The organism is Rhizobium sp. CFBP 13644 (genome assembly GCF_014842165.1).
In the GTDB taxonomy this organism is placed as follows: domain Bacteria; phylum Pseudomonadota; class Alphaproteobacteria; order Rhizobiales; family Rhizobiaceae; genus Agrobacterium; species Agrobacterium tumefaciens_C.
In genome coordinates, this window is the sequence record NZ_JACYVF010000005.1 from 135,098 (window position 1) to 161,378 (window position 26,281).

23 protein-coding genes are annotated in these 26,281 nt (G+C 56.3%); 13 read left to right on the forward strand and 10 right to left on the reverse strand.

What is annotated here, in order from left to right; translation table 11 throughout:
• Positions 1-28: 28 nt before the first annotated feature.
• Positions 29-769 (forward strand): FadR/GntR family transcriptional regulator, encoded by a 741-nt coding sequence (locus tag IFT53_RS14635; protein ID WP_192065688.1) that lies wholly within the window; start codon positions 29-31, stop codon positions 767-769.
• A gap of 12 nt (positions 770-781) precedes the next feature.
• Here IFT53_RS14635 and IFT53_RS14640 read toward each other — a convergent pair whose 3' ends face one another.
• Both IFT53_RS14640 and IFT53_RS14645 read right to left on the reverse strand, forming a co-directional pair.
• Positions 782-1,570 (reverse strand): DUF7402 domain-containing protein, encoded by a 789-nt coding sequence (locus IFT53_RS14640; RefSeq protein WP_192065689.1) that lies wholly within the window; start codon positions 1,568-1,570, stop codon positions 782-784.
• A 12-nt stretch (positions 1,571-1,582) separates the two neighbouring features.
• The gene (locus tag IFT53_RS14645; protein ID WP_192065691.1) at positions 1,583-3,361 is read right to left on the reverse strand and encodes a heparinase II/III domain-containing protein; all 1,779 of its coding nucleotides are present in this window, start codon (positions 3,359-3,361) and stop codon (positions 1,583-1,585) included.
• Positions 3,362-3,638: 277 nt separating this feature from the next.
• Here IFT53_RS14645 and IFT53_RS14650 point away from each other — a divergent pair, with 277 nt between their 5' ends.
• The 7 genes from IFT53_RS14650 to IFT53_RS14680 all read left to right on the forward strand — a co-directional run bounded on the left by IFT53_RS14650 (position 3,639) and on the right by IFT53_RS14680 (position 11,615).
• Positions 3,639-4,529, forward strand: coding sequence for a carbohydrate ABC transporter permease (locus tag IFT53_RS14650; RefSeq protein WP_446737679.1), 891 nt, complete (start codon positions 3,639-3,641; stop codon positions 4,527-4,529).
• A gap of 4 nt (positions 4,530-4,533) precedes the next feature.
• On the forward strand, positions 4,534-5,370 hold the full coding sequence (locus IFT53_RS14655; protein WP_192065695.1) for a carbohydrate ABC transporter permease: 837 nt from the start codon (positions 4,534-4,536) through the stop codon (positions 5,368-5,370).
• Positions 5,371-5,374: 4 nt separating this feature from the next.
• Entirely contained in the window at positions 5,375-6,547 is a 1,173-nt protein-coding gene (locus tag IFT53_RS14660) for a glycoside hydrolase family 88 protein (RefSeq protein ID WP_192065697.1), read from the forward strand.
• Positions 6,548-6,562: 15 nt separating this feature from the next.
• Positions 6,563-7,672: an ABC transporter ATP-binding protein gene (locus tag IFT53_RS14665; protein ID WP_192065699.1), complete on the forward strand. Its 1,110-nt coding sequence runs from the start codon at positions 6,563-6,565 to the stop codon at positions 7,670-7,672.
• Positions 7,673-7,690: 18 nt separating this feature from the next.
• Positions 7,691-8,389: a DUF624 domain-containing protein gene (locus IFT53_RS14670; protein WP_192065701.1), complete on the forward strand. Its 699-nt coding sequence runs from the start codon at positions 7,691-7,693 to the stop codon at positions 8,387-8,389.
• A 31-nt stretch (positions 8,390-8,420) separates the two neighbouring features.
• Entirely contained in the window at positions 8,421-9,701 is a 1,281-nt protein-coding gene (locus IFT53_RS14675; protein WP_192065703.1) for an ABC transporter substrate-binding protein, read from the forward strand.
• A 66-nt stretch (positions 9,702-9,767) separates the two neighbouring features.
• A complete protein-coding gene (locus IFT53_RS14680; RefSeq protein WP_192065705.1) occupies positions 9,768-11,615 on the forward strand; it encodes a DUF2264 domain-containing protein in 1,848 nt (615 codons plus the stop codon).
• On the opposite strand, the gene IFT53_RS14685 is transcribed toward IFT53_RS14680, so the two are convergent.
• The 7 genes from IFT53_RS14685 to IFT53_RS14715 all read right to left on the reverse strand — a co-directional run bounded on the left by IFT53_RS14685 (position 11,612) and on the right by IFT53_RS14715 (position 21,181).
• Positions 11,612-12,298: a response regulator gene (locus tag IFT53_RS14685; RefSeq protein ID WP_192065706.1), complete on the reverse strand. Its 687-nt coding sequence runs from the start codon at positions 12,296-12,298 to the stop codon at positions 11,612-11,614. The two genes, IFT53_RS14680 and IFT53_RS14685, sit on opposite strands and share 4 nt — an antisense overlap.
• Positions 12,295-14,988 (reverse strand): sensor histidine kinase, encoded by a 2,694-nt coding sequence (locus IFT53_RS14690; RefSeq protein WP_192065708.1) that lies wholly within the window; start codon positions 14,986-14,988, stop codon positions 12,295-12,297. Before IFT53_RS14690 ends, IFT53_RS14685 begins: the two co-directional genes overlap by 4 nt.
• Positions 14,989-14,993: 5 nt before the next feature.
• Positions 14,994-15,563, reverse strand: a complete 570-nt coding sequence (kdpC, locus tag IFT53_RS14695) for a potassium-transporting ATPase subunit KdpC (RefSeq protein ID WP_192065709.1) — start codon at positions 15,561-15,563, stop codon at positions 14,994-14,996.
• 2 nt (positions 15,564-15,565) lie between these two features.
• Positions 15,566-17,602 (reverse strand): potassium-transporting ATPase subunit KdpB, encoded by a 2,037-nt coding sequence (gene kdpB, locus IFT53_RS14700; RefSeq protein WP_192065711.1) that lies wholly within the window; start codon positions 17,600-17,602, stop codon positions 15,566-15,568.
• Positions 17,603-17,614: 12 nt separating this feature from the next.
• The gene (kdpA, locus tag IFT53_RS14705) at positions 17,615-19,324 is read right to left on the reverse strand and encodes a potassium-transporting ATPase subunit KdpA (RefSeq protein ID WP_192065713.1); all 1,710 of its coding nucleotides are present in this window, start codon (positions 19,322-19,324) and stop codon (positions 17,615-17,617) included.
• Between the two features lie 18 nt (positions 19,325-19,342).
• Positions 19,343-19,429, reverse strand: coding sequence for a K(+)-transporting ATPase subunit F (gene kdpF, locus IFT53_RS24140; RefSeq protein WP_065700206.1), 87 nt, complete (start codon positions 19,427-19,429; stop codon positions 19,343-19,345).
• Between the two features lie 204 nt (positions 19,430-19,633).
• Positions 19,634-21,181 (reverse strand): cryptochrome/photolyase family protein, encoded by a 1,548-nt coding sequence (locus tag IFT53_RS14715; protein WP_192065716.1) that lies wholly within the window; start codon positions 21,179-21,181, stop codon positions 19,634-19,636.
• Between the two features lie 359 nt (positions 21,182-21,540).
• Between IFT53_RS14715 and IFT53_RS14720 the strand changes: the two genes are divergently transcribed.
• The 5 genes from IFT53_RS14720 (at position 21,541) to IFT53_RS14740 (ending at position 25,442) form a co-directional block, all read left to right on the forward strand.
• The gene (locus IFT53_RS14720) at positions 21,541-22,209 is read left to right on the forward strand and encodes an amino acid ABC transporter permease (RefSeq protein ID WP_192065717.1); all 669 of its coding nucleotides are present in this window, start codon (positions 21,541-21,543) and stop codon (positions 22,207-22,209) included.
• A 10-nt stretch (positions 22,210-22,219) separates the two neighbouring features.
• Complete coding sequence (locus tag IFT53_RS14725) at positions 22,220-22,870, forward strand: amino acid ABC transporter permease (protein ID WP_192065719.1); 651 nt, start codon at positions 22,220-22,222, stop codon at positions 22,868-22,870.
• A 67-nt stretch (positions 22,871-22,937) separates the two neighbouring features.
• The gene (locus IFT53_RS14730) at positions 22,938-23,744 is read left to right on the forward strand and encodes a transporter substrate-binding domain-containing protein (RefSeq protein WP_446737680.1); all 807 of its coding nucleotides are present in this window, start codon (positions 22,938-22,940) and stop codon (positions 23,742-23,744) included.
• Between the two features lie 13 nt (positions 23,745-23,757).
• Entirely contained in the window at positions 23,758-24,519 is a 762-nt protein-coding gene (locus IFT53_RS14735; RefSeq protein WP_192065722.1) for an amino acid ABC transporter ATP-binding protein, read from the forward strand.
• Positions 24,520-24,572: 53 nt separating this feature from the next.
• The gene (locus tag IFT53_RS14740; RefSeq protein ID WP_192065724.1) at positions 24,573-25,442 is read left to right on the forward strand and encodes a shikimate dehydrogenase; all 870 of its coding nucleotides are present in this window, start codon (positions 24,573-24,575) and stop codon (positions 25,440-25,442) included.
• A 39-nt stretch (positions 25,443-25,481) separates the two neighbouring features.
• On the opposite strand, the gene IFT53_RS14745 is transcribed toward IFT53_RS14740, so the two are convergent.
• Positions 25,482-26,177 carry a TetR family transcriptional regulator gene (locus IFT53_RS14745; RefSeq protein WP_192065932.1) on the reverse strand — a complete coding sequence of 232 codons (696 nt, stop codon included), beginning with the start codon at positions 26,175-26,177 and terminating at the stop codon, positions 25,482-25,484.
• Positions 26,178-26,281: the final 104 nt, after the last annotated feature.

The following is a 26,281-nucleotide window of genomic DNA, read 5'->3' on the forward strand; positions in this document are numbered from 1 at the left end:
ATGTCGTTCTTATCCATGAGTCACCGAAATGCACCTCAATCGAAAAGAGCGCCCGAAAAACGGGGCTTCGCTGGTTAGCCAACTCAGCGGCATTCTGCGGGACGTTATCGCATCCGGTCGATACAGCCCGGGAGACCGGCTGCCCAGTGAGGTGGAACTGACAGAAGAGCATGGCGTGAGCCGCACTGTTGTCCGTGAGGCCATCGCTGCGCTGCGCCACGACGGTCTAGTCGAAGTTCGGCAAGGGGCGGGCATATTCGTTTTGAAAACGGAAAAGGACGTCCGACCGCCCGTCAACGTCGATAAGGCGAGGCTTTCTTCGGATCTGGAGGTACTGGAAATCAGGACCCCGCTTGAAATTGAAGCCGCCGGCCTTGCCGCTCTTCGCCGCTCCCCCTCTCAGGAAGAAGCAATCTTCGATTGCCATGCCAGGGTGCTGGATTGCATCGAAAAGAACCAATCCATCCGCGAAGCCGATCTGGCACTGCATTTCGCAATTGCGGCAGCAACGAACAATCCCCTGTTCACGCAGTTTCTCCAACTGCATGGCCCAGCGGCCATTCCGCAATCCAGGTTTGTTCCGAAACTGGAGGAAGTCGACCAAACCGCCTATCGCCGCCTGATCCACAGGGAGCACGAGGCTATCATCGTTGCAATTTCAGACCGCGACGAACAGGCCGCGAAGCTTGCCATGCAAGAGCACTTGCGTGGAAGCCAGCTCCGCTATCGCGAGATGATGCGCGATCTGCGCGGAATTTCAGCCAACTAAAAGCTCACCACTTCAAGCGACATCGGAACCCCATATTTCCAGCTGCGTGAGCGCCGGAAACGGTGAAGGATCATCTGCTTTTTTCAGGTCATGCACCCGCACCCATTCTACGATCCTTGGCGACATCGCAAAGACCTGCGCAGAGCCGGATTTGAGCAGTGGAACGGTCAGTGTATGGCCATCAGAAAATGTCAGGCTGGCCTCATTCCACCACGCATCATGGGGGAAATCGGCTCGAAGATACAAGGTGACCTGATCGATTTGGACAGGCCGTGCGAATTCGAGCGTCAGCGCCGCCGTCTGGTCCTGATTGATGCCCCAGCTCGTATAGGGCCAGAAGCCATGGTCCGTATTGGCTTTTTCGCCATCAATGGCATTGCGGGCTGCAAAAACAGCCTCTCCGCGCGTTTCCACATTGGCGCTGGCATGGGGAAAGAGCGCCTTGTTTTCGTGGTGGTCAAACGGGTTGAGGGCCAGATTACGGCGTGTCTTTGCCTCTTGCTGATCAAGATGACAGACCGAAATTCGGTGCAAATTTCCTAGAAAGGCCTGGGGTGGATAGGTCTTGCGGGTCGCCCCGAAGGGAACAGGTAGCGAAAAATCGGTTCCAGCCATGAAAACACGCGCTGACGGCATTCCCGCATCAAGGCTGACATCCAGATGGCACGGCTCTGTTGCCTCAATATTGATCATGTCACCTTGTGCATATTCGCCGCGATAAACCAGAATGGCCTCACCGTCCGCGCTCGCTTGCGCCAAGACCGTTCCCATAGCGTCCACGACTTTCAATGTTAGCTTCATTAGCATTCTCCCTTAGCGGATGACAAGGCGAAGGCGATTGCCTTTGATTGGAATGAGTGTGCGGTAGATGGTTTCTGGCCAGGACTGGCGCAAACGCTGATCATCGATCTTGATCGCTTCAACGGTCGGGATACCTCCCCCCTCAACATCAACAGATGCGATGCCACCAATGACCAGAGCATCTCCATCAACAATTGGCATCTCTGCTGTCATGAGCGACAAAACGGCATCGCTGCCGCGCTTATGTTCATCGATGATCTCCACGTGCTGGCCGCGGACAAGCCGAACCGTTCTGGTGTAGCTTTGCACACCAGCCTCAAGCGGATAGGCCGCAGCAAGATCGAGCGATATTTCGGCGCAATCACCGCCGAAATCGACATGGAAATTTCTAGCCGAAAAAGCCGCGCCATCGGCCTGCATGACGCCGCCGAAGGTGGGAACGTTGTGAAAGGCTGACTGCATCGTCCAGATGTCATAGCGCTGCGGCGAGAAAGTCTTGGCCGTGTAGGTCTCCACTCCAACATCGATGAGAAGCGGTCGCCCATTCTTGTAAAGTGTGATGCTACCGACATCATTGTGGTTATGGCTCTCACCATTATTGCCGCCCTTGACCGCAAGATCGTAAGCGTCATCACGAGCAATCGCGAGTTCAATGCCGGGATAAAAAATGTCATCCTTATCAGGCGGCGTCAGCGAAGACTCTGTCAGCTCCTGACCCAGCAGGACTGCCTGCACCCGATACCAGAGGTTCCACTCATCCTGCATCAGCCGCTTGGATGATGTCCGCCACCGCTCTGCGGCAAAGGCTTGAAGCTGGGGGGATTCGATGGCTTTGCCGACCCAGTATTCACGCAGGCCACAGGTTTCAAACCGTGCCGGAGCATCTGCAAAGTTGAAGAACCTGTTGTCAGCGACGTACATGTGACTGATGAATTCCGCCATATTTCGAAGCTTGTCGTGCCTGAGAAGGGGCAACATGACGCCGGATGCCGCCTCGTTGAGAACAGCGATAGCACCGAACATGCACAGCGTTGCATGCCCATAATACAAAGCACCCTCCTCGCAGGCACCATCAGCGGCATAGTCCTTTTGAAACGCATCGAGGCTTTTCAGTGATTGCTCCGGAACGGCGCGGCGCGTAGCCTGCCCGGTGGGGCGCAGATATGTGGCAAGCAGCACATTCTGCGTGATCCACGCCGTCCAGTTGTTCATTCGTTCAGCACCATTTCCCATCCACCAGAAGTGCCGCGTGAGGTAGGGATCGGTTATGCGACTGTCGATTTCGGCGGATATCCGCGCAACCAGCGTTGGATCGAGCCTTTTGTGAAGAAGGTGCGATACGAGTGCCAGGTTGGCCGCAGTTTCCGCCGCGAAAAGATCAATGACAGGGTTTTGCGGATCAGGAAGTGGCGTTCGCGAGCCACCCCTCACATGGGCATTGTGCGCTGGCAACTGCCAGCCACTCTCTTCGCATATGAGCCATAGGCCATCCGTTATAGCGGCCAAAAAACGGCCTTCGCCTTCGATACATTCGCCCAGAACCAACGCATTGAGCTTGAGCCGACGGGCGAAATAAAGCGCCTCGAAGCGCGAGCGATTTCCGCTGGATGTATATTCCAGATAATCGCTTGCGAGGATGACAGACCATGGCTCATCCATTGCCTTCACAGCCAGATCGACAAGCTGCGCACGGCTTTCATCAGACGCACAAGCGCGAATGCGGTCAACGGTGACATCCGCGGCAAAGTCTTCGAGCCGTTCTGGCAAGAGCGGTATCATTTCTGCAAACACGCCCTGAACCTCCCGCGCATCCGATGTCAGATGCTTGCTCCTATCATACGTCTTTTCAGATCTCCAGAGAATTTGTCTGATGTTATGTGAAGTTGTTTGACCAATGCATATTTTATGTTATCAAAACGGCAGGAGGCGTCAGGCTGAAAAGCTGATCGCAGGAGATGTTGCAGCCGGTCTACGCCGATCATGATGACGGTTGGCCGACAATGGGAGAAGTGCCGTGGCCATTACGACCGCGTCTGACACGCAGGCGGCCCCATACCGCAAAAAGAAAGTGCGTATCGTTTCAAGAAAACGACGCAGCTTAGAAAATGCGTTGATCGCCTATTCCTTCATCGCCCCGAATTTTCTTGGCTTTGCCATCTTCACACTCGGCCCCATCCTCTTTGCTTTCGCACTGGCGTTCATGCATTGGGATGGCTCGAATGCGATGAGCTTTGCGGGGCTCGATAATTTTTGGCGCTTGTTTGAAGACAAGGCCTTCATTTCCGCCTTCTGGAACACGATTGTTTACACCGTGGTTTCTGTGCCGGCGACGCTGGCCTGCGCGCTGGGGCTTGCCGTCCTCCTCAACCAGAAAATTCTCGGGCGTGATTGCTTCCGCACGGCGATGTTCTTTCCCTATGTCGCTTCACTGGTCGCGGTGGCAGTTGTATGGAACATGATTTTCAATCCGGAAATGGGTCCGGTCAACATGCTGCTTTACACGCTTGGCATGGACCCTGCCGATATGCCCGGCTGGGCGGCAGACAGGCACTGGGCCATGGTCACGGTGATCCTCTTCGGCATCTGGAAGAGCATGGGTTACTACATGGTGATCTATCTGGCCGGGTTGCAGGGCATCAATTCTGAGCTTTATGAAGCGGCGGGGCTGGATGGTGCCAATGCCTGGCAGAAATTCATCCACGTCACCTTGCCACAGCTGGCACCGACCACGTTTTTCGTCACCGTGATGCTCACGATCCAATCTTTCAAGGTGTTCGATCAGGTCTACATGATCACCCAGGGCGGACCTGGCACGTCGACGCTCGTTCTCGTCTACCACATCTATAACGAGGCCTTCATCTCCTGGGATCTCGGCTATTCCAGCATGATTGCTCTGGTGCTGTTCTTCCTCGTGCTTGCCGTCACCGTCATCCAGTTCAAAAGACAGCGGGAGGACTGAAGCGATGCGCATTATGGGCAAAAAAGTCACGCTTGGAACGATTGCCGTCTACGCCACCATCATCGCCATCACCGTCGTGATGTTGCTGCCGTTCGTGTGGATGCTGTCTGCATCGCTCAAGCTCAGCCGTGATGTTTTCGCCTTTCCCATCGAGTGGATACCGTCACAGCCGCGCTGGGAGAACTACACCGAGATCTGGACAAAAATCCCGCTGGCGCTGTTCATCTACAACACGTCAAAACTGACGATCATCGTCACGATCATGCAGCTGCTGACGTCAAGTTTTGCGGCCTATGCCTTTGCGAAGCTGAACTTTCCCTACAAAAACACGCTGTTTCTGGGTTATATCGCCACCATCGCCATGCCGTGGCAGGTCTATATGGTGCCGCAGTTTTTGCTGATGCGTGAGTTCGGTCTCAACAACACCCACCTTGCACTGATTTTGCTGCAAGCCTTCACGGCCTTCGGCGTGTTCCTGATGCGGCAGTTCTACATGTCGATACCCAACGAACTCTGCGAAGCGGCGCGCATCGATGGTATGAACGAGTACCAGATTTGGGCGAAGATCATGCTGCCGCTTTCCAAGCCTGCGCTATCGACGCTGACGATCTTCACCTTCGTCACCACCTGGAACGACTTTCTGGGACCGATGATCTATCTGACGAAAACCGAGCTGAAGACCATCCAGATCGGGCTTCGCATGTTCATTTCACAATATTCCGCCGAATACGGTCTGATCATGGCCGCATCGGTTGTGGCGTTGATCCCGGTGCTCATCGTTTTCCTGGCGCTGCAACGTTTCTTCGTCGAAGGCGTCGCTTCATCCGGGATCAAGGGTTGAAATCATGCTGCAAGTTCAACACACCCAACCAAACCCGATCAGCGACGCCGAAATCAGTGCCGCGATGGCGACCGCTGTGGAGCAGGTGCGACGCAATCTGCCGGGGTTTACCTACAAGGCGCAGAATCATTCGAGCGTTGGCAACGTCTATCCAGCCGTTGAAAACAACCAGTGGACTGCTGGTTTCTGGCCCGGCCAAATCTGGCTTGCCTTCGAGCATACGGGCGACAAGGTCTTCCAATACGCAGCGCAGATACAGGTACAGAGTTTTCTCCACCGTATCGAACATCGCATCGAGACAGACCACCACGATATGGGTTTTCTCTACTCGCCCTCCTGCATCGCCGCGTGGAAACTTGTGGGCGATGAGGATGGCGCACGAGCAGCGCTGATGGCAGCCGACCAGTTGATGGAGCGGTTTCAGCCTGTTGGCCAGTTCATTCAGGCGTGGGGCGCCAAGGGTAACCCCAATGAATATCGCTACATCATTGATTGCCTGCTCAACCTGCCGTTGCTCTACTGGGCAGCGGAGCGGACGGGTCGGGAAGACTATCGCACCGTTGCCTTGGCGCATGCCCGCACGACGCTAGCGCATTCCGTCCGTCCAGACGATTCCACCTACCACACCTTTTACATGGACCCGGAGACCGGTGCGCCAGTGCGTGGTGTAACGAAGCAGGGTTACAGCGACGAAAGCTACTGGGCGCGGGGCCAAGCCTGGGGTATCGCCGGCATGGCGTTTTCCTATCGCTATGAGCGCCTGCCAGCCTATCGCGATGCCTTTGAGCGGCTGCTCGCCTTTTACCTGAAGCGTCTGCCAGACGATCTTGTGCCCTATTGGGATCTGGTCTTTTCAGACGGGGACAATGAGCCGCGTGACAGCTCGGCAGCGGCCATCGTTGCCTGCGGCCTGCTGGACATGGCCGATCTGGAAGAGCCTGAAAAGGCTGAGCAATATCGCGATCTGGCCCGGCGGATGATCAAAAGCCTCGTCGATATCTATTCAGTCAAGGACCCTGCGATATCCAACGGACAGCTTCTGCACGGCACCTATTCGAAGAAGACACCGCACAACACCTGCCGTGGTGAAGGTGTCGATGAATGCGTGTCCTGGGGTGATTATTATTATCTGGAAGCACTGACGCGTCTTTCGCGCAAGTGGGCCTCCTACTGGTGAGCGCGTGAGGGAACAATGGCAAGCATTTCTCTAAAAAAACTGAACAAGACCTTTGGCGCGCTCAAGGTCGTTCACGATATTGATCTGGAAATTGCCGATAAGGAATTCATCATTCTGGTCGGCCCCTCCGGCTGCGGCAAGTCAACAACCTTGCGCATGATTGCCGGGCTGGAGGAAATCTCCGGCGGTGAGCTTCGCATTGGCGATGATGTGATGAACGACGTGCCGTCCAAGGACCGTGACATTGCCATGGTGTTCCAGAATTATGCGCTTTATCCGCATATGACGGTCTACAAAAACATGGCGTTTGGTCTGCAACTGCGCAAAGCTCCACGCGATTTCATTGACGAAAAAGTCAAGGAAGCGGCCAATATTCTCGATATTACCCATCTCTTGAACCGCAAACCAAAAGCGCTGTCCGGCGGGCAGCGCCAGCGCGTGGCGCTGGGCCGTGCGATGGTGCGCAACCCGGAAGTCTTTCTTCTGGACGAGCCGCTGTCCAACCTGGATGCAAAGCTGCGTGGCACGATGCGCGCTGAAATCAGCAAGCTGCACAAACGGCTGGATGCGACGTTCATCTATGTAACGCATGACCAGATCGAAGCCATGACGATGGCAGATCGCATCGTGGTGATGAAAGACGGGCACATCCAGCAGGTCGACACGCCACAGCAGCTTTACGACCGCCCCATCAACATGTTCGTTGCCGGTTTCATCGGCGCTCCGCAGATGAACATGCTGCCGGTAACGTTAAAGCGCGACGGAGAGCGTTTCACGGCAATCTTCGACAGAAAGCCTATGCCTCTGCCCGCTAATATCGATGCTGAACGGCTGCGGCCTTATGAAGGCAAGGATGTGATCCTTGGCATCCGCCCGGAGAATTTTCACGAGTTTGCGCCAGCCGATATCAATGCGGCCAATACCGTGCCGTTCAATGCATCACTGGAACTCGCCGAACCAATGGGGTCGGAGGTTCATCTCAATCTCGTGGCCAGCGGGAAGGCACTTATCGCGCGTGTATCTCCGCGTTTCCGGGGCAAAATTGGCGATGACATCACACTCGTGGCAGACCTGACCGGCGCGCAGCTGTTCGACCCGGAAACGGAACGTTCCATCCTCTACTAAACCGCTGGGAGGCGCATGATGCAATGGCTTGAAGGACTGTGGACGAGGGAGGGAGCCGGGATCGACAAGGATGCCCCGCGCGCCACTGGCCTTGCCCTGTTCTTCGACATTCTCAAACGGGAATGGTGGGAACTGGTGAAGCTCAATCTGCTCTTCCTTATAGCCAGCCTGCTTGTGGTAACGATCCCGGCGGCAACGCTGGCCATGGCACGGGTTTCACGCTCCATCGTTGCGGATGAAAACACCTATTTGCTGCGCGATTTTGCCGAGGCTTTCAGGCGCTACGCGTTTCGCGGCACTCTTCTTGTTGCTGTCTGCGCGTTGGTGATGGCTGCTGGCATATGCGCCGTCATGACCTATGCAAGATTGGTTCAGGATGCGCTGATCTACAGCATGCCATTGGCGATCAGTATCATCATGACCCTTTTTGTCACCTTGGCCTCAGCCTATGCCATCGTGCTCACTGTCACGCACGAGCTTTCGCTTGCAAGCCTTTTTCGGCGGGCCGCTCTTCTCGCATTGGTAAAACCTTTGCCGATGTTTGCAGCTCTGGCATTCGTGGCCGCGCTCTGGCTCGCGCATATCCTGCTTTATCCGGTGTCGGTCTTCATGCCCGCCACAATCAATTTTTCGCTTGGCATGTTTGCGGTCTGCTTTGCCGCAGCGCAGGCGCAGAGCTCTCGCGTTGCAGGGACACGTTACTCACAAGACCACTAAAAATCGAACACAGTCCGGGAGGAAACCGACTATGGGATTCAACACCACACGACGTGCATTCGCTTTGGCCACAGCAGGCATCAGCCTCGCCATGAGCATGGGCGGCGCAGCCTTTGCTCAGAGCGATGCACCCGTTACCCTTAAATGGGCACTCTGGGATCTTGATAAGGGCGCTTATTTCAAACCGCTGATGGATGCCTACAAAGCCAAGCACCCCAATGTTACCTTTGAGCCTGTCGATCTCGGTTCGCAGGACTACACCCAGATGATCTCAACGCAGCTGACCGGCGGCTCCAAAGACATCGACATCGTCACCATCAAGGATGTTCCGGGCTATGCCAACCTTGTGCGTGCCGGAAACATCACCGATCTCAGCAGCTATATGAAAGACCAGAAGATTGACCCCGCCGGATATGGTGGTCTTATCGAGGAGCTGACGGTCGACGGCAAGATCTACGCCCTGCCCTTCCGTTCGGATTTCTGGATCGTCTATTATAACAAGGACATCTTCGACAAGGCAGGTGTGCCTTATCCAACCAATGATATGACCTGGGCACAGTTTGATGAGATCGCCACCAAGCTCAAGGGCGGCATGGGGGCAAACCGCGTTTATGGCGCGCTGCTTCACACCTGGCGCTCAACCGTTCAACTGCCCGGCATTCAGGATGGCAAGCAGACGCTGGTGGATGGAAATTACGCGTTTCTGAAGCCCTGGTACGAACGCGCGCTTGCGCTGCAAAAGAGCGGCTCAATTCCCTCTTATGCATCGCTGAAGACTTCCAACACGCACTACTCCGCGCTGTTCTTCAACGGCACCATCGGCATGCTTCCCATGGGAACATGGTTCATGGGAACGCAGATCGCCAAGGTCAAATCGGGCGAATCCAAGAGCGCCAATTGGGGTATCGTGAAGTTCCCGCATCCTGAAGGTGTTGAAGCAGGCACGACGGCCGCGCAGATATCAGGCCTCTCGGTCAATTCCAACTCCGCGCATAAAGAGGCCGCGCTTGATTTCATCAAGTTCGTTACCGGCCCGGAAGGGGCAGCCATCGTGGCCTCGACGGGCACATTCCCGGCGCTGCGATCTGACACTGTCGCACAGACCATCGCAGCCCTCCCTGGCTTCCCACAAGACCAGAATAGCAAGGATGCGCTGAAGGCGGGCAAGGCCTATCTGGAAATGGCCGTGAATCCAAATGCCGCAAAGATCGAGGTTGTTCTAAACCGCGTCCATGATGCGCTGATGACCGACAATATCTCCATCGAAGATGGCATCAAGGACATGGACGATGGCGTAAAAGCCATCAAGTAACCATCAGGCGGTCGCGGGGGGCCTCTCGCGACCGCCATTTTCATGATCCCAATTGGAAGATTTGCCGTGCATCACGATAGCGCCAAGGCCAACCCGCTTTTTCACAATCCGCTACAGACGCGGGACGATCTTGCAAAAGCGGTGATGGATCTTTTCAATCCGCTTCTGCCGTATTTCTCTGAGGGTGGCGCGAGAGTGCGGCTGAGTGCAACGGGGGCAATATTCGATTTTCCTGCTGCCGAGCTTGAGGGTTTTGCACGGCCGCTCTGGGGTATCGTTCCCCTGGCCGCAGGCGGATACGACTTTCAGTATTGGGACCTCTACCGGCGCGGATTGGCTGCCGGCACCAACCCTCACCACGACGAATATTGGGGCGATGTCTCAGACAGAAACCAGCGACTGGTGGAACTGGCGGCGATTGGTTTTGCGCTGGCCATGGTGCCGCAGCACATCTGGGAGCCATTGAGCGAGACCGACAAGCAGGTTGTTTCCGCCTATCTTCTGGCTGCGCGTGAACGCGAATTCGTTGATAATAACTGGAAATTCTTCCGCGTGCTGATCGATCTCGGTCTCACACGGGTCGGGGTCAATTTCGACACGTCCAAAACCCACGCCTATCTCGATGAACTGGAAACGTTCGACATCGGCGATGGCTGGTACCGCGATGGGCCGGTGCGTCGGGTTGACCACTACGTCCCCTTCGCCATGCACTTTTACGGCTTGATCTATACCGTTCTTGCCCATGGCGATGATGAGCGAAAGACGCGATTGCTTCAGCGTTCCAGAACCTTCGCCAGCGACATCCGCCACTGGTTTGGCCCAGACGGCGCATCGCTCGCATTCGGGCGCAGCCAGACCTATCGTTTCGCCGCAGGCGGTTTCTGGGGCGGGCTCGCCTTTGCCAATCTGGAGGCTCTGCCGTGGTCTGAGACCAAAGGCTATTATATGCGCCACATCAGATGGTGGTCAAAGCTGCCGATCTGTGAGCGCGATGGCGTGCTATCCATCGGTTATGGCTATCCCAACTTGTTGATGAGTGAGAGCTACAACTCCCCCTGCTCGCCTTACTGGGCGCTCAAGTTCTTCCTGCCTCTTGCACTTCCCGCCGACCATCCGTTCTGGACAGCGCCAGAAGCCGAGCCTGAAACATTTGCCGAACCGGTTCCCTTGCCAAAGCCCGGCATGGTCGCATTCCACACATTAGGCAATGTGGTCGTTCTCTCTTCCGGCCAGCAGCATGACAAGATGCGCGGGGCGCAGGAGAAATATTCAAAATTCGTCTACTCCACACGCTATGCTTTCAACATCGAGGCAGACGACCGCCATTTTGCAACGGCGAGCTTCGATGGCATGCTGGGTCTATCGGACGATGGCATTCATTTCCGCACACGCGAGACGATGGAAGAGGCACTCATCGCAGGCGACCACCTCTATTCCCGCTGGCGACCGTGGCGGGATGTGGTAGTCGAGACATGGCTCATTCCACAAAACCCGTGGCATCTGAGAGTTCACCGGATCAGAACTCCTTACGCACTGAAAACATCTGAAGGTGGTTTTGCCATAGAACGCGCCGACTTAAATCGCGATACGAGCGAGATTCCCCGTGGCAAGGCCGTCTGCTTTGGTCAGCAGGATATCAGCGTAATTGTCGATCTATCGCCTGGATCGCTGCGCGATGGCGTGGCTCATCTGGCGATTGCCAACACCAACCTCATCCATGCCCGCACTTTGGTGCCGCAACTGCGTGGCAGTCTACCACCGGGTGAAACTCTTCTGATTACGGCTGCCATGGCGTTGCCTTCGGACGACCAAGCCAAAGCGGCTCTGGCAAAAGCCCCGCCTGCGCCTGACCTCGCCGCGTTGGAAAAGCTCTTCCGCGCAGAGGGCAAGCGCGTGGATGCATTCGCGCTCTAATCGCTGATCAGGCGGTATCCGACACCGGGTTCCGTCTGAACGATCTTTGGCTGCGTTGGGTCACGCTCGATCTTCTGACGAAGCTGGCCAATGAAGACACGCAGATAATGCAGGTCTTCTTCATGGGCAGGTCCCCATACCGATGTCAGAAGTGTTCGGTGCGTGACGACGCGTCCGGCGTGCTGCGAAAGCAGGGTCAGCAGATCGTATTCCTTGGGTGTAAGGCGAATGGATTGGCTGTTTCTCGAGACCATCCGCTGCACCACATCGATCAGCAACCCATCCGCATGGACGACGGTTGGCGCTTTTCCGGCATTTGCCCGGTGGCGCATGGCGGTCCTGATACGGGCAGTCAGTTCGCCAATTCCAAACGGCTTTTCGATGTAGTCATCAGCGCCCAGGTCAAGGGCAGCGATCTTCTCCACCTCGCGGTCGCGCGCGGAAAGTATAATGATGGGAATGTCAGACCAGCCGCGAAGGCTTGTTATCACGTCCTTGCCGTCCATATCCGGCAAGCCGAGATCAAGGATCACGGCATCTGGCGCAGCGGTTGCAACGGCTTTTAGCGCATCGGTACCATTCTCGGCCTCAATGACATCATAACCTGCAGCAACCAGCGCTGGCCGCAGAAATCGCCGGATTTGCGGTTCGTCATCTACGACGAGAATACGGGCAAGTGTCATGATGATCCCAAAGTCTGTTCTTTTTCCTCTATCGGGAAACGCATGACAATACGAGTGCCTCTCTTTCTCACAGCCGGGCTTTCAGCGTGGATGCGTCCGCCAAGCGCCTCGACAAAGCCACGCGCGATAGAGAGGCCGAGGCCCGTTCCGGGTGAGCGTCCATCCGTTTTGGAGCGGCGGTAGAACTTTTCGAAGATGCGGTCGAGATCAACGGCTGGAATGCCTTTGCCCTGATCAGTCACCGACAAAACCAGCTCTTTGCCATCCCTGCGCGCATAGATATTGACGGGTTCCCCGCCACCATATTTCGCCGAATTATCCAGAAGGTTGAACAGAACCTGCTCCAGAAGCACGCTGTCGCCGCGCAACAGCGGCAAATCCGTCGCGATGCCGGTTTCGAAACTCTGTGCGGGGAAGTATTTGCGCGCACGCTCCGTTGCCGAGCGCACGACATCACTCACATCAACCCATTCGCGTTTGGCCTGAAGTGTCCCGGTTGAAATTCTGGTCATATCCAGCAGATTGGCAACGAAACGGCTCAGCCGCGCGCCCTCCTCCTCAATCGATTGCAGGAGATCGTCGCGGCTTTCCGGGGTCATCCGTTCGCCAAGTTCCCGAAGACTGGTCACGGCACCGGTAATGGTGGCAAGTGGTGTGCGCAAATCGTGCGATATGGAAGATAAAAGGGCTTCGCGATACCGTTCGCTTTCCAGCCGCACCGCCTGTTTTGCGCTTTCCGATGACAGTCGCGCACGGTCTATGGCGGTTGCGGTCTGGTCTATGATGGCAGAGAACATGCGCTCTGCGTTGGAATCAAGCGGTTCGATGCTAATCTCATAACCGCAGACACCGACAACACCATGCGGACTGGTGAGCGGACGGAACTGAAACCGGCAATTTGGCAATGTGCCCGTGCCAGCGCCCGCTGCTTCCTTTCTGGAATTGGCCCATCGTGCGGCGGCTATCTCCGAGATGCCAAGTTCCGTATCGGGGGGCCAGGCGGCTGCCGTTTCCAGCGTATCGCCGTTCGGTCGCAGAAGCACGATGTTGCGATTGATGCCTGCATGCAGCTGGCTTACGGAAGCCCATAGCACCTCGTCGACATCGGCCGTGCCGGAAAGCTTTCGCGCGAAATCATAGAGCGCTTGCATTGCCGCTGCCCGCGCCCGCGCCGTTTTTGCCTGATCGCGAATGCGCGAGCCAAGACTGCCCGCCAGCACAGCAGCCACAACGAAGATAAAGAGCGCAAACACCTCATGCGGAGACGCGATGGTAAAGGTGTAGAGAGGCGGAATGAAGAAGAAATTGTAGGCAAGCGCCGAGAGCATTGCGGCCATAAGGGCTGCGGCAAAACCGGCATAGGTGGCAGCACCCAGCACCGCGATCAGGAACAGGAGCGAGATATTAGGAAGGTAGACAATGCGGTCAATCAGCGCGCCAAGCAGCACCGCTGGCAGCACGCATGAAAAGGCGATGCCGAAAGGCTTCGCGAGGGTCGGCAACGGCGGAAAGACAAATTTTCGACCGGTTATACGCGACGTCTTATCATCCGCAGTCACAAGGTGCAGACCAATGCCGCTCGTTTCCTGCGAGAGAGCGTCGGCGAGACTTGTGCGCAACGGATTTCGCAACCACCGTCGGCAATGCGAACCGATCACGATCTGCGTTGCATGTTCGCGTTTGGCAAGCTTCATGATCTCGGTCACGAAATCACTACCGGTCACCCGGCGCGTTTCAGCCCCCAGCTTCTCCGCGAGACGGAACGTGTCATCGATGCGCCGTAAATCGTCATCGTCCATCGTCTCCCGGTCAGAATGGGAAATATTGACGACCAGCCAAGGGGCATTCAAGCCCGAAGCAAGGCGGCTCGCCACCCGTACGACCTTTTCGGAAAGCGCATCTGCACCGATGCAAACCAGCAGACGCTCGGCGGTCGCCCATGGGCCTTCGATAGCGTTTTGCCTGAGATAGTCGATCATCTGATCGTCTACCCGGTCGGCGGTGCGCCTAAGCGCCAGTTCCCTCAGCGCCGTCAGATTTCCCAGACGGAAAAAGCGGTCGGCAGCACGCCTTGCGCTGGCTGGCAGATAGACCTTACCGTCTTGCAGGCGCGTGATCAGCTCCGCGGGCGGCAAATCAACGAGCAGCACATCATCGGCCTTTTTCAGGACGGTGTCGGGAATTCTCTCGCGCACATTGACGCCGGTGATCTGGGCCACAAGATCGGACAGACTTTCCAGATGCTGGATGTTGAGCGCGGTCCACACATCGATGCCCGCTTCGATGAGTTCGTCTATGTCCTGATAGCGTTTGGGATGCCGGAAGCCTTCCGGGTTGGAGTGGGCAAGCTCATCCACGATGATGATGGCGGGCTTTCGGGCCAGCGCACCATCAAGATCAAATTCCTGCAAATCCTTGCCGTGGTAGGAAACCGAAAGCCGGGGTAATATCTCAAGCCCGTCCAGCAGGGCGGATGTTTCGGTGCGGCCATGGGTTTCGGCAAGCCCGACGACGATCTCCGCTCCGTCAACACGTAGTCGCTGCGCGCGGTTCAGCATCGCATAGGTTTTGCCGACACCGGGGGCGGCACCTAAAAAAATCGTCAGCTTGCCCCGGCGGTCTTTCTCCGCCAGGGCAAGCAATGCATCAGGATCGGGACGGTTGGTCTCGTAAGGCTCGTGTGTCGGCATCCGTATCAGCTCTTGAGCGCATCCAGCGCAAGGTTCAGCTCTAGCACATTCACGCGCGGCTCACCGATAATTTCAAGAGCCGCTTTTTCGGTATGCTCAAGAAGCAGACTTTGCACCTGTTCGGGAGTCAATTGGCGCGAAGCAGCCACGCGGGCGACCTGCGCCTGCGCAAATTCCGGCGAAATATGCGGATCAAGACCCGAGCCGGAGGCGGTGACGCCGTCGGCAGGAACAGCGCCTGTGATACCTGCCGATTTAAGCCGTTCGATATCGGCGGCCACACGGTCCTTCAGCTTGGCCGATGTCGTGCCGAGATTGGAGCCGGAAGACGCCGCAGCATTATAGGGATCAGGCGAGGTTGCCGAAGGGCGCGGCCAGAAATAACGCTCGGACGTGAAGTTCTGGCCAATCAGGGCAGAGCCGACAACAGCAACACCCTGACGAATGACGCTGCCATTCGCCTGCTGCGGCATGACAAGCTGAGCAATGCCGGTGACCGCCAGCGGATAGGCAACGCCGGTCACCAGCGTCAGGAGAACAAGAACGACAAATGCGGGTCGAAGAAATTTAAGCATGATTACACCAGGTGCAGGGCCGAAACGGCGAGATCGACAATCTTGATTCCGGCAAAGGGCAGAAGCAAACCGCCCAGGCCATAAATCAGGAGGTTACGGCGCAACAGGGCGGCCGCGCTGGATGGCCGGTATGCGATGCCCTTAAGCGCCAAAGGAATGAGCGCGATGATGATGAGGGCGTTAAAAATGACGGCGGACAGAATTGCCGATTGCGGCGAGGACAGGCCCATGATGTTGAAGGCAGCAAGCGCTGGATAGGTGGTGACGAACAAGGCCGGGATGATCGCAAAATACTTGGCGACGTCATTGGAGATGGAAAACGTCGTCAGCGATCCACGCGTCATCAAAAGCTGCTTGCCGATTTCAACGATCTCGATGAGCTTGGTTGGGCTGGAATCGAGATCGACCATGTTGGCGGCTTCGCGTGCGGCCTGTGTGCCGCTCTGCATGGCCACGCCCACATCGGCCTGCGCCAGCGCTGGTGCGTCATTGGTGCCATCACCACACATGGCAATCAGGCGACCGCCCTGCTGTTCGCGACGGATATAGGCCAGCTTGTCTTCCGGCGTTGCCTCAGCCAGAAAGTCATCGACACCGGCTTCGGAGGCGATTGCCGCGGCGGTGACTGGATTATCGCCGGTGACCATGACGGTGCGGATACCCATGGCGCGCAAAGCGGCAAAGCGTTCCTTAATGCCTGGTTTCACCACGTCCTTCAGGTGGATGACTCCGAGCAGGAGTTTGCCGTCAGCCACTCCCAGCGGCGTGCCGCCAGATCGAGCAACGCTTTCAACCGCCTGCAGAAATTCACGCGGAGCGTCCTTGTCCGTCATGCCAGTGAATTTCAACACGGCATCAATGGCACCCTTGCGCAATTGATGAGCGCCCATATCCACGCCGGAAAGCCGTGTCTGCGCGCTGAAGGCGATCGTATTGTCAATCACGGCCTTGGGTGCAGCAAGCCCGAACTCGCCTGTGGCAAGTGCTGCAATAGAACGGCCTTCCGGTGTTTCGTCAGACAGGCTGGCGAGAAGCGCGGCTTCTGCCAGCTGATGCTGGGTCACGCCGGGTGCCGGGATGAAATCGGCGGCCATACGGTTGCCGAAGGTGATCGTACCCGTCTTGTCCAGCAGCAGCGTATCAACATCGCCAGCCGCTTCGACAGCACGTCCAGAGGTGGCAATAACGTTGAAGCGAACGAGGCGATCCATGCCCGCAATACCAATCGCCGACAGCAATCCGCCAATCGTCGTGGGAATAAGCGTGACGAGGAGAGCTGCCAGAACGGTGACAGAAAGGACAGTGCCGGAGTAACCCGCAAGGCCCCAGATCGTAATCACGACGATGAGGAATATTAGCGTCAGACCGGACAGCAGAATGGACAGCGCAATTTCATTCGGTGTCTTCTGGCGTTCCGCACCTTCGATAAGCGCGATCATCCGGTCCACGAAGCTTGCGCCCTGCGGGGTGGTGATGCGGATTTTGAGCTGATCGGACAGAACCTGCGTTCCGCCCGTGACAGCCGAACGGTCACCGCCGGATTCACGAATGACGGGCGCGGATTCGCCGGTGATGGCGCTTTCATTAACGGAAGCAACGCCTTCGATGACCTCACCGTCACCGGGGATAAGCTCGCCAGCATCAACGACAACGATATCGCCCACGGCAAGCATGGTGGCGGGAACAGACTGCGCCACACCATTGGCATCCAGCCGACGCGCGTTGAGATCCGAGCGGCTGCGCTTCAGGCTTTCGGCCTGTGCACGACCTCTGCCTTCGGCCACGGCCTCGGCAAAGGTTGCAAACAGAACCGTAAACCAGAGCCATGCGGCGATCTGACCGGAGAACCCAGCTGTGCCGTTGCCGGTTAGCAGGTCGCGAATGAAGATGACGGTCACCATGGCGGCCACGACTTCGGTTACGAAGATGACAGGTGTGCGGTAGAGTTGTCTGGGATCGAGCTTCACGAAGGCCTGCCGAATGGCGGGGACGACGATTGCAGGATCGAAAAGACCAGATTGTGCTGGCTTTTGTAACATGAGTGTTTTCCTTTAGAAGGTCTGGCCAGCGAGCATCGCGAAATGTTCAACGATGGGGCCAAGTGCCAGAGCCGGGAAATATTGCAGCCCGCCGAGAATGATGATGATGCCGATCAGGAGGCCGACAAACAGAGGGCCATCCGTCGGGAACGTACCATTGGAGGCGGGAACCTTGACCTTTGCAGCAAGCGAGCCAGCAATAGCCATGACAGGAATGACATAGGCAAAGCGACCCAGAAGCATGGCAATGCCAAGCGTTGTATTGTACCAGGGCGTATTGCCGGAGAGGCCGCCGAAAGCCGAGCCGTTGTTGCCAGCCGCAGAGGTATAGGCATACAGAATTTCAGAAAGCCCATGCGGACCCGCCGTGCCGACACTGGCAACTGCCATGGGCAGCATGGCCGAAACCGCTGAAAAACCAAGAATGGCTACCGGCAGAATGAGAACCGCCAGCATGGCGCATTTCATTTCCCGGCCCTCGATTTTCTTGCCCAGAAATTCCGGCGTTCTTCCCACCATCAGGCCAGCCACGAAAACGGCCAGAAGCGCAAAGACCAGCATGCCGTAGAGACCAGAGCCAACACCGCCGGGCAGAATTTCACCGAGCTGGATGAGGAACATGGGCACCAAGCCGCCAAGGCCGGTGAACGAGCCATGCATGCCGTTGACGCCACCGTTGGAAAGGCCTGTCGTAACGGCTGCATAAAGGGCGGTCATGGCCTGACCGAAGCGGACTTCCTTGCCTTCCATATTGCCCTGAAGCGCGTCCACGCCCAGCGATGTCAGGATGGAGTTGCCCGAAGCTTCCGCCCAGTAGATTACTGCCACACCCGAAATCAAGAGAGTGGCCATGGCCGACAACAGCACCCAGCCCTGGCGGCGGTTGCCCACCATTTGGCCGAAAGTGTAGACGAGCGCGGATGAAACGCACAGCATGGCAAATATGTTGACGTAGTTTGCAAATGCCGTTGGATTTTCAAATGGATGAGCCGCATTGGCGTTGAAGAAACCGCCGCCATTCGTGCCCAGTTGCTTGATAGCCTCCTGGCTTGCGACAGGCCCAAGAGAAATCACCTGCTGTGCACCCTCAAGCGTGGTTGCCGTAACACTGGCATCCAGCGTCTGCGGCACACCCGTCCACACGAAAACAAGCGCGATAACGATGGCGAGCGGCACGAGAACGTAGAGCGTGGCGCGGGTCATATCGACCCAGAAGTTTCCTAGGGTTGTGGCCTGCGAACGCATGAAAGCACGCGTGAATGCCATGGCAAGCGAGATGCCGACGGCAGCCGACAGGAAGTTCTGAACGGTCAACCCAACCATCTGGCTCAAATGGCTCATGGTCGCTTCACCGGCGTAGTTTTGCCAGTTCGTGTTGGTAATGAAGCTGACAGAGGTGTTGAAGGCCAGATCCGCCGGTACGTTTGCAAAGCCCTGCGGATTGAGCGGCAGATAGGCCTGGAGGCGCAGGATCGCGTAAAGAACGAGAAAGCTCGCCAGTGAAAAGGCAAGCATCGACAGCGTATAGGTAAGCCAGTTCTGTTCTTTTTCCGGGCTGGCGCCAGCGGCGCGGTAAATACCACGCTCGATGGGGCTTAAGACCGGCGACAGAATGGTTCGTTCACCTGAAAACACCTTCGCCATGTAAAGTCCCAGCGGTTTGACAACGCAGAGCACGGCGAGGAAAAGGAGGCTGATCTGCAGCCACCCGAGAATGGTCATGGACGTTCTCCCGTAAGGTCAGAAGCGTTCGGGACGCAAAAGCGTCACGACGAGGTAGACGACAAGAGCGCCGGCAACGGCCAGCGCGAGCAAAGCTTCAATCATGTCGCCCTCACAGCTTGTTCAGCGCACGTGCATAAACGGCAAAGCCGATCAGCAAGGCACTGCCTCCGAGGATGAAGAAAAGGTCAGACATGTGGGTCTCTCCATTTGTTGAGAAACCCACCCTACGCCCTGACCACGTCAGGGTTCGATTGGGAATGCAGGCCCGCTACATAAGGAAAAAATAAAGATTCCTTACAGCTGCGATCAGACCGGGACACCATCATCCAGCTTTTGCAGAAAGGCTTGCGCGCTGTCGGTATAGTCTTTCCGTTTTTCCTCGCTCATACGCCGCCACGTGGCGTAAGGCTGAGCAAGCCTGTGATTGCCGAACAGTTTTTCAGCATTCCGATCCAGAAAAGCCCAGTAGAGCGCATTGAAGGGACAAGCTCCCTCACCGGTTTTGCGCTTCACATCATATTGACAGTTTTCACAATAATCCGACATGCGGGAAATATAAGCGCCGCTGGCGGCATAGGGTTTCGAGCCCAGCAGACCACCATCGGCAAACTGACTCATGCCTATGACATTTGGCATTTCAACCCATTCATAGGCATCGGCATAGACTTCCAGATACCACTCATGAAGCGCATGGGGATCGAGCCCCGCCAGCATGGCGAAGTTGCCGGTGATCATCAGGCGCTGAATGTGATGGGCATAGGCATTTTCAATGGTCTCACCAATCACCGTCGCCAAACAGGCCATGTCGGTTTTTGCCGTCCAGAAGAAATCCGGCAGCGGCCGCTTTGCGGCGAAGAAATTGCGCTGCGCATATTCAGGCATGAAGCGCCAATAGATACCCCGCATATATTCCCGCCATCCGATAATCTGGCGAATGAAGCCCTCGACGGCGTTGATCGGCGCATCGCCTTGCAAATAGGCACGTTCAGCGGCCTGGCAAACCGACAGCGGATCGAGCAAACCGATATTAATGTAAAACGACAGCAGGGAATGATTGAGAAACGGATCACCAGTGACCATGGCGTCCTGTGTTTCTCCGAATTTGGGAAGAAAGTCTGAAATAAATGCGTCGGCAGATGCCTGCGCATCAGCCCGCGTCACTGCAAAGGCAAATCCATTTGATGAACCCATATGATCGGGAAAGCGCGCTTCGATGAGGTCCATCACGGCACGGGTCGTTTCGTCTGGTACAAACCGCGGATGACGGGGGCGAAACAGATCCGGCTTGGCCGGGGATCGATTTTCGCTATCGAAATTCCAGCGCCCGCCTGCAGGAGCCTCTCCCTCCATCAACAGCCCGGTTTTGCGTCTCATATCACGATAGAAAAACTCCATAGTGAGCTGCTTTCGGCCATCGGCCCAACGGGCAAACTCCTCATGCGAGCAGAGGAACCGGTCGTCCGCGCGAATGTCGACATGGACATTGGTTTCTGCTTCCCAGCGTTTCATCTCGTTCAGGACGCGCCACTCACCGGGTTCGGTCACCACAATTGCCTGGGGATGCAGATCGTCGACCGCTCTTTTCAACTCGCCTGTGAAAGATCCCGTGTTGTCTTCATCATCCAGTCGCACATACCTGACCGTGAAGCCGAGACCGGCTAGCTCTTCGGCAAAATGGCGCATAGCCGAGAGAATGAAGATAATTTTCTTGCGGTGATGCCGGACATAGATGGTTTCCTCAGCAACCTCGCACATCAGGATCACGTCGCTCGCTGGATCTGCCCCGCGAAGGCTGGACATCGACGGAGAGAGCTGATCCCCCAGAATAAAGACAAGGTTCCGACAATGCGTCATGCAGAAATTTCCTCATGTTGTCTGGATATTACGATCACGATCAGCAAATGGATGACGCCAGCGGGTCGAATATGAGTCCTTAGCGCATTTGCTTGCATGTGAGCGTCACCATCGCTTTTCACACGCGATTTGCGGTCATCAAATTGTGCAGAAACCCGCCTCGACCACAGTGAAAATGACCGTGACGTATCGAAATCCGTCTCGCTTGACAGATTTGAACTAACTGGTACAAACATTGTGTTGCCGATGGATTGATGCGCGGGAGGCGCTGGTTTCGGCAAGATACAAGGACGGTGCAAAACGTCCCGCAAAATGGCAGGAGCAGAGCAAATCGACGCTTTGCGGGATTGGGAGGACAGATGTCATATACGCTGGATTTCTCGGCAGTTTACGACCGCCTGCCGGAATTGCTTTTGGCGTGCCTCGCAACAATCGGCCTCGCGCTTGCGGGCATGTTTCTGGCAACGATTATCGGGGTACTCGGCGTTGTCGCCCGTGGATCTTCCGTCAAGCCGCTGCGCGCACTCGTCATTGCCTTTGTCGAGATCATCCGTAACACGCCATTTCTGGTCCAGATTTTCTTCATCTTCTTCGCGCTTCCGCAGATGGGCCTGCGGTTGAACCCCACGACAACCGCGATTGTTGCTCTGGCCTTGAATGGCGGCGCATATGCCATCGAAATCATTCGTGGCGGTGTGGATGCGGTTCCCAAGGGGCAGATTGAAGCAGGGCTGGCGCTCGGATTGCGCCGCTCGCAGATCTTCCGCCACATCATTCTGAAGCCTGCGCTGCGCGCGGTCTATCCCTCTCTGACCAGCCAGTTCATCATGCTGACGCTGACAACATCGGTCTGCACATCGATTGCGGCCTATGAATTGACGTCCGTTGCTCAGCGGATCGAAGCTGAAACATTCCGTTCATTCGAGGTCTATTTTTCCATCACGCTTCTCTACCTCGTCATTTCGTCTCTGATGATGGCCGTTTTCGCCCTGATTTCGCGCCTGTCATTCAGCTACCCGGTCAAGTGAGGCAAAGGCGATGACATCTATCGGCACCAATGAATTGTTCTTCCTGATGCAGGGTCTGAAATGGACCGTGGCATTGGCGCTCATCGGCTTTATCGGCGGCGGAGTCTTTGGCCTTTGCGTTGCCATGGCCAGAACAGTCGACAACAAGATCGGCCAGCGTGTGACCGCCGGTTACATCGCCATCTTCCAGGGAACTCCGCTGCTGATGCAGCTCTTCGTTGTCTACTACGGCGTGGCACTGGTGGGTCTGGACATCGATGCGTGGCTTGCGGTGGCCATCGCATTCACGCTGCACGCCAGCGCGTTTCTGGGCGAAATCTGGCGCGGCGGCATTCAGGCCGTGCCGAAGGGCCAGACAGAGGCCGCAAAGGCACTCGGTCTGCACTATGTTTCGCGCATGAAAGACGTCGTCCTGCCGCAGGCTTTCAAGATATCGCTGCCAGCGACCATCGGTTTTCTTGTCCAGCTCATCAAAGGCACGTCGCTTGCAGCAATTGTTGGCTTCGTTGAGTTGTCGCGTGCCGGACAGATCGTTTCGAACCAGACATTCAAGCCACTGACGGTCTTTGCCATCGTTGGCCTCATCTATTTTCTGATCTGCTGGCCGCTTTCCCTGTGGGGCGCCGGGGTGGAAAAACGCCTTCAAACCGCATCACGCTAAATCATAAGATCTGCTTTGTAAGGAGGAGCAAACTATGAAGTTCATGAGCAAGACAATCAATCGCCGTATGGTGCTTGCGCTGGCCGCAGCCACCGTAACCCTGCCACTTATGGCATCGAACAACGCCTTTGCCGGCACGCTTGAAGAAGCAAAGGCCAAAGGCACCGTCGTCATCGGTATTCAGGGCGACAACTCACCTTGGGGCTTTGTGAATTCCAGGGGCGTTCAGGACGGACTTGACGCCGACATCGGTAAGGCATTTGCCGACCACCTAGGCGTCAAGGTTCAGTTTGTGCCGCTGGCGGTCGCAAACCGCATCCCTGCTCTCATGACAGGCAAGGTAGACGTGCTGTTTGCCACCATGGGCATGACAGCAGAACGCGCAAAGACCATCCAGTATTCCCAGCCATACGCGGGCAACGTTCTCTCGGTCTACGGACCAAAGGACAAAAAGATTGCTGGCTACGATGACCTGACAGGCGTTTCTGTCGGCGTTCCCAAGTCGAGTGCAATGGATACGTCCATCACCGCTGGTGCTGGCTCCAAAGCCAATATCCTTCGATTTGATGATGATGCTGCCAATATTCAGGCTCTGATCTCAGGTCAGGTCGAAGTGGTCGGTGGCAACCAGTTTTACGGTGATCGCCTCAACGCGGCAGCTGCCGGAAAATACGAATCCAAGTTCGATCTGACCACGCTTTACAATGGCGCTGGCACGCGTCCTGGCGAAAAAGACTGGAACGCCTCCGTCAACGAGTTCCTGGTGAAGATCAAGGGCAATGGCGAACTGGCGAAGATCTACACGAAGTGGATGAAGCGGGACGTTCCGGCCTTCCCGGAATCCCTCCCTGATATCCCCTTCACCGTAAAGTAAGCTGGAGGCTCCCATGCTGCAAACCACCGATACACAAGTTCCGTTGATCGCTCTTGAAGCGGTGGAAAAGTGGTATGGATCCTTTCATGCCCTGAAGAATATCAATCTGACGGTTCGCAAAGGCGAGAAGATCGTGCTTTGCGGGCCGTCAGGCTCAGGCAAATCGACGCTGATCCGTTGCATCAATCACCTTGAAGACATTCAACAGGGCACGATCACCGTCGAGGGTACCAAGCTGACATCATCAGCAAGTGCCATTGACACGGTCCGGCGTGAAGTCGGCATGGTGTTTCAGAACTTCAACCTGTTCCCGCACAAGACAATTCTCGAAAACTGCACCCTTGCGCCGATGCGCGTTAAGGGCCTGTCGAAGGCAGATGCCGACCAGACAGCGCGCAAGTATCTCGAACGTGTTCGCATCCTCGATCAGGCAGACAAATATCCGGCCCAACTGTCCGGTGGCCAGCAGCAACGCGCAGCCATTGCGCGCGCGCTTTGCATGGAGCCCAAGGCCATGCTGTTTGATGAACCGACATCGGCTCTTGATCCAGAAATGGTCAAGGAAGTCCTCGACACCATGATCGGACTTGCCAAGGACGGCATGACGATGATCTGCGTGACCCATGAAATGGGATTTGCCCGGCAGGTGGCAGACCGCGTTGTGTTTATGGCTTCCGGTGAAATCATTGAAGAAGCGCCGCCGGAAGAGTTCTTCAAGAACCCTCAACATCAGCGGACCCGCACCTTCCTTGGTGAAATTCTTGCGCACCATTAGTGGGCAGCGCCTCCGCCTCTTCCAAGCAGCCTTTCCCTGATGAGAATACCGACATGACAGACAGAAAAACATTGAAAGTCGGGCTGATCGGTGCCGACATCCAGCTTTCAAAAACACCGGCAATGCACATGCGTGAAGGTGCCGCCCACGGCATCGACTACGACTACGCGTTCATTGACATCATCAGCCGGAACCTGCCGGAAAGCGCCTTGCCGGATCTTCTTGATGAGGCGGAAAGCCTTGGTTTTGCAGGCGTCAACATTACCCACCCCTTCAAGCAACGGGTCATTCCCCTCCTTGATGATTTGTCGGAAGATGCGCGGATGCTGGGTGCCGTTAACACCGTCGTGTTTCGCGATGGCAAAAGAACCGGCCACAATACGGACTGGTACGGCTTCCATGAAAGTTTCAAAGCGGGCCTGCCCGAAGCAAAGCGCGACCGCGTTTTGTTGATTGGCGCTGGCGGCGCAGGCGTTGCGGTGGCGCACGCCGCTTTGAAGCTGGATATTCAACGTCTCGATATTCTCGATCAGGATATAGACCGCGCGGCGCAGCTTGCAGAACAGCTCAATCATCGGTTCGGGGCAGAACGCGCTTTTGTCGTCGAGAAGCCGGAAGACTCCTTGCCGCACGCAGACGGCCTGATCCACGCAACACCCACCGGCATGCCTGCGCATCCCGGAATGCCGGTACCACCAGCTTTGATCGAGCCCCGCCATTGGGTTGCAGACATTGTCTACATGCCGCTTATCACGCAATTGCTCGCCGAAGCGGTCAGCAAAGGCTGTCAGGTTCTGCCCGGCGGTGGCATGGCTGTGTTCCAAGCCGTGGGTGCTTTCCGGTTGTTTTCGGGTCTGGAGCCAGATCCGACCCGCATGCGTGCGCACTTTGACGAACTTTGCATGGATGAGGCTGCGACATGACATCGTCTGCGCGTAGTGACCACAAGATGTGGACCGGCTTTACCGACCGGTCTTTTCGGTAGCCCCGATATGTTCAACCCGAAGCACATAGCGCAGCACCATTTCCGCGACATGCTTCGAAAGGGTTTCCTGACCATCGTCGGTAAACAGGTTGCCACCGAAAATGAACGAGAAGGTCGCAGCATTCGAAACGTTGAAGAACGACAGCGCGCTGATCTGCCAGTGCAGTTCAAGCGCGCCGACGCCCTCACGAAAGACGCCCTGCTTTTGGCCACGCACGAGAACATTCTGCAGGGCATCGATCGCGGGGCGGTTGAGTTCTCGGATCGTTTCAGAAGCCTGCATGTGACGGCCATGGTGAACGTTCTCGATCATGACCATTCTTATGAAGGCAGGGTGACGACGATGGTGATCGAAGGTGAACCTGCAGAGCTTGTCGAGTGCTGCAACCGGTTCCATCTCGTCCAGTTCAAGGCCGCTTTCACCGCCGCGCACCTGCGCATAAGCAGCTTCAAGCGCCTGTTGGTAGAGGCCCTCTTTGTCTCCATAGTAGTAGTAAATCATGCGCTTGGATGTGCGGGTACGCGCAGCAATCTCATCGATGCGCGCACCAGACAGGCCGTTTTGCGCAAACTCATCCATGGCAACGCAAAGAATATCGCGTCGCACACCCTCCGGGTCGCGCTTGGCTTGCCGAGGCGCAAGGGTGCTGTTCGAAGTCGCCGCTTTCGTCATCATACACCTATCAATAGTCCAATCGGCCCGAACTGAAACCGTCACTATTAACTAATTAGTACATAATCACGGAAAGGAAGGCAATATGGTCATCTCCGGCATCG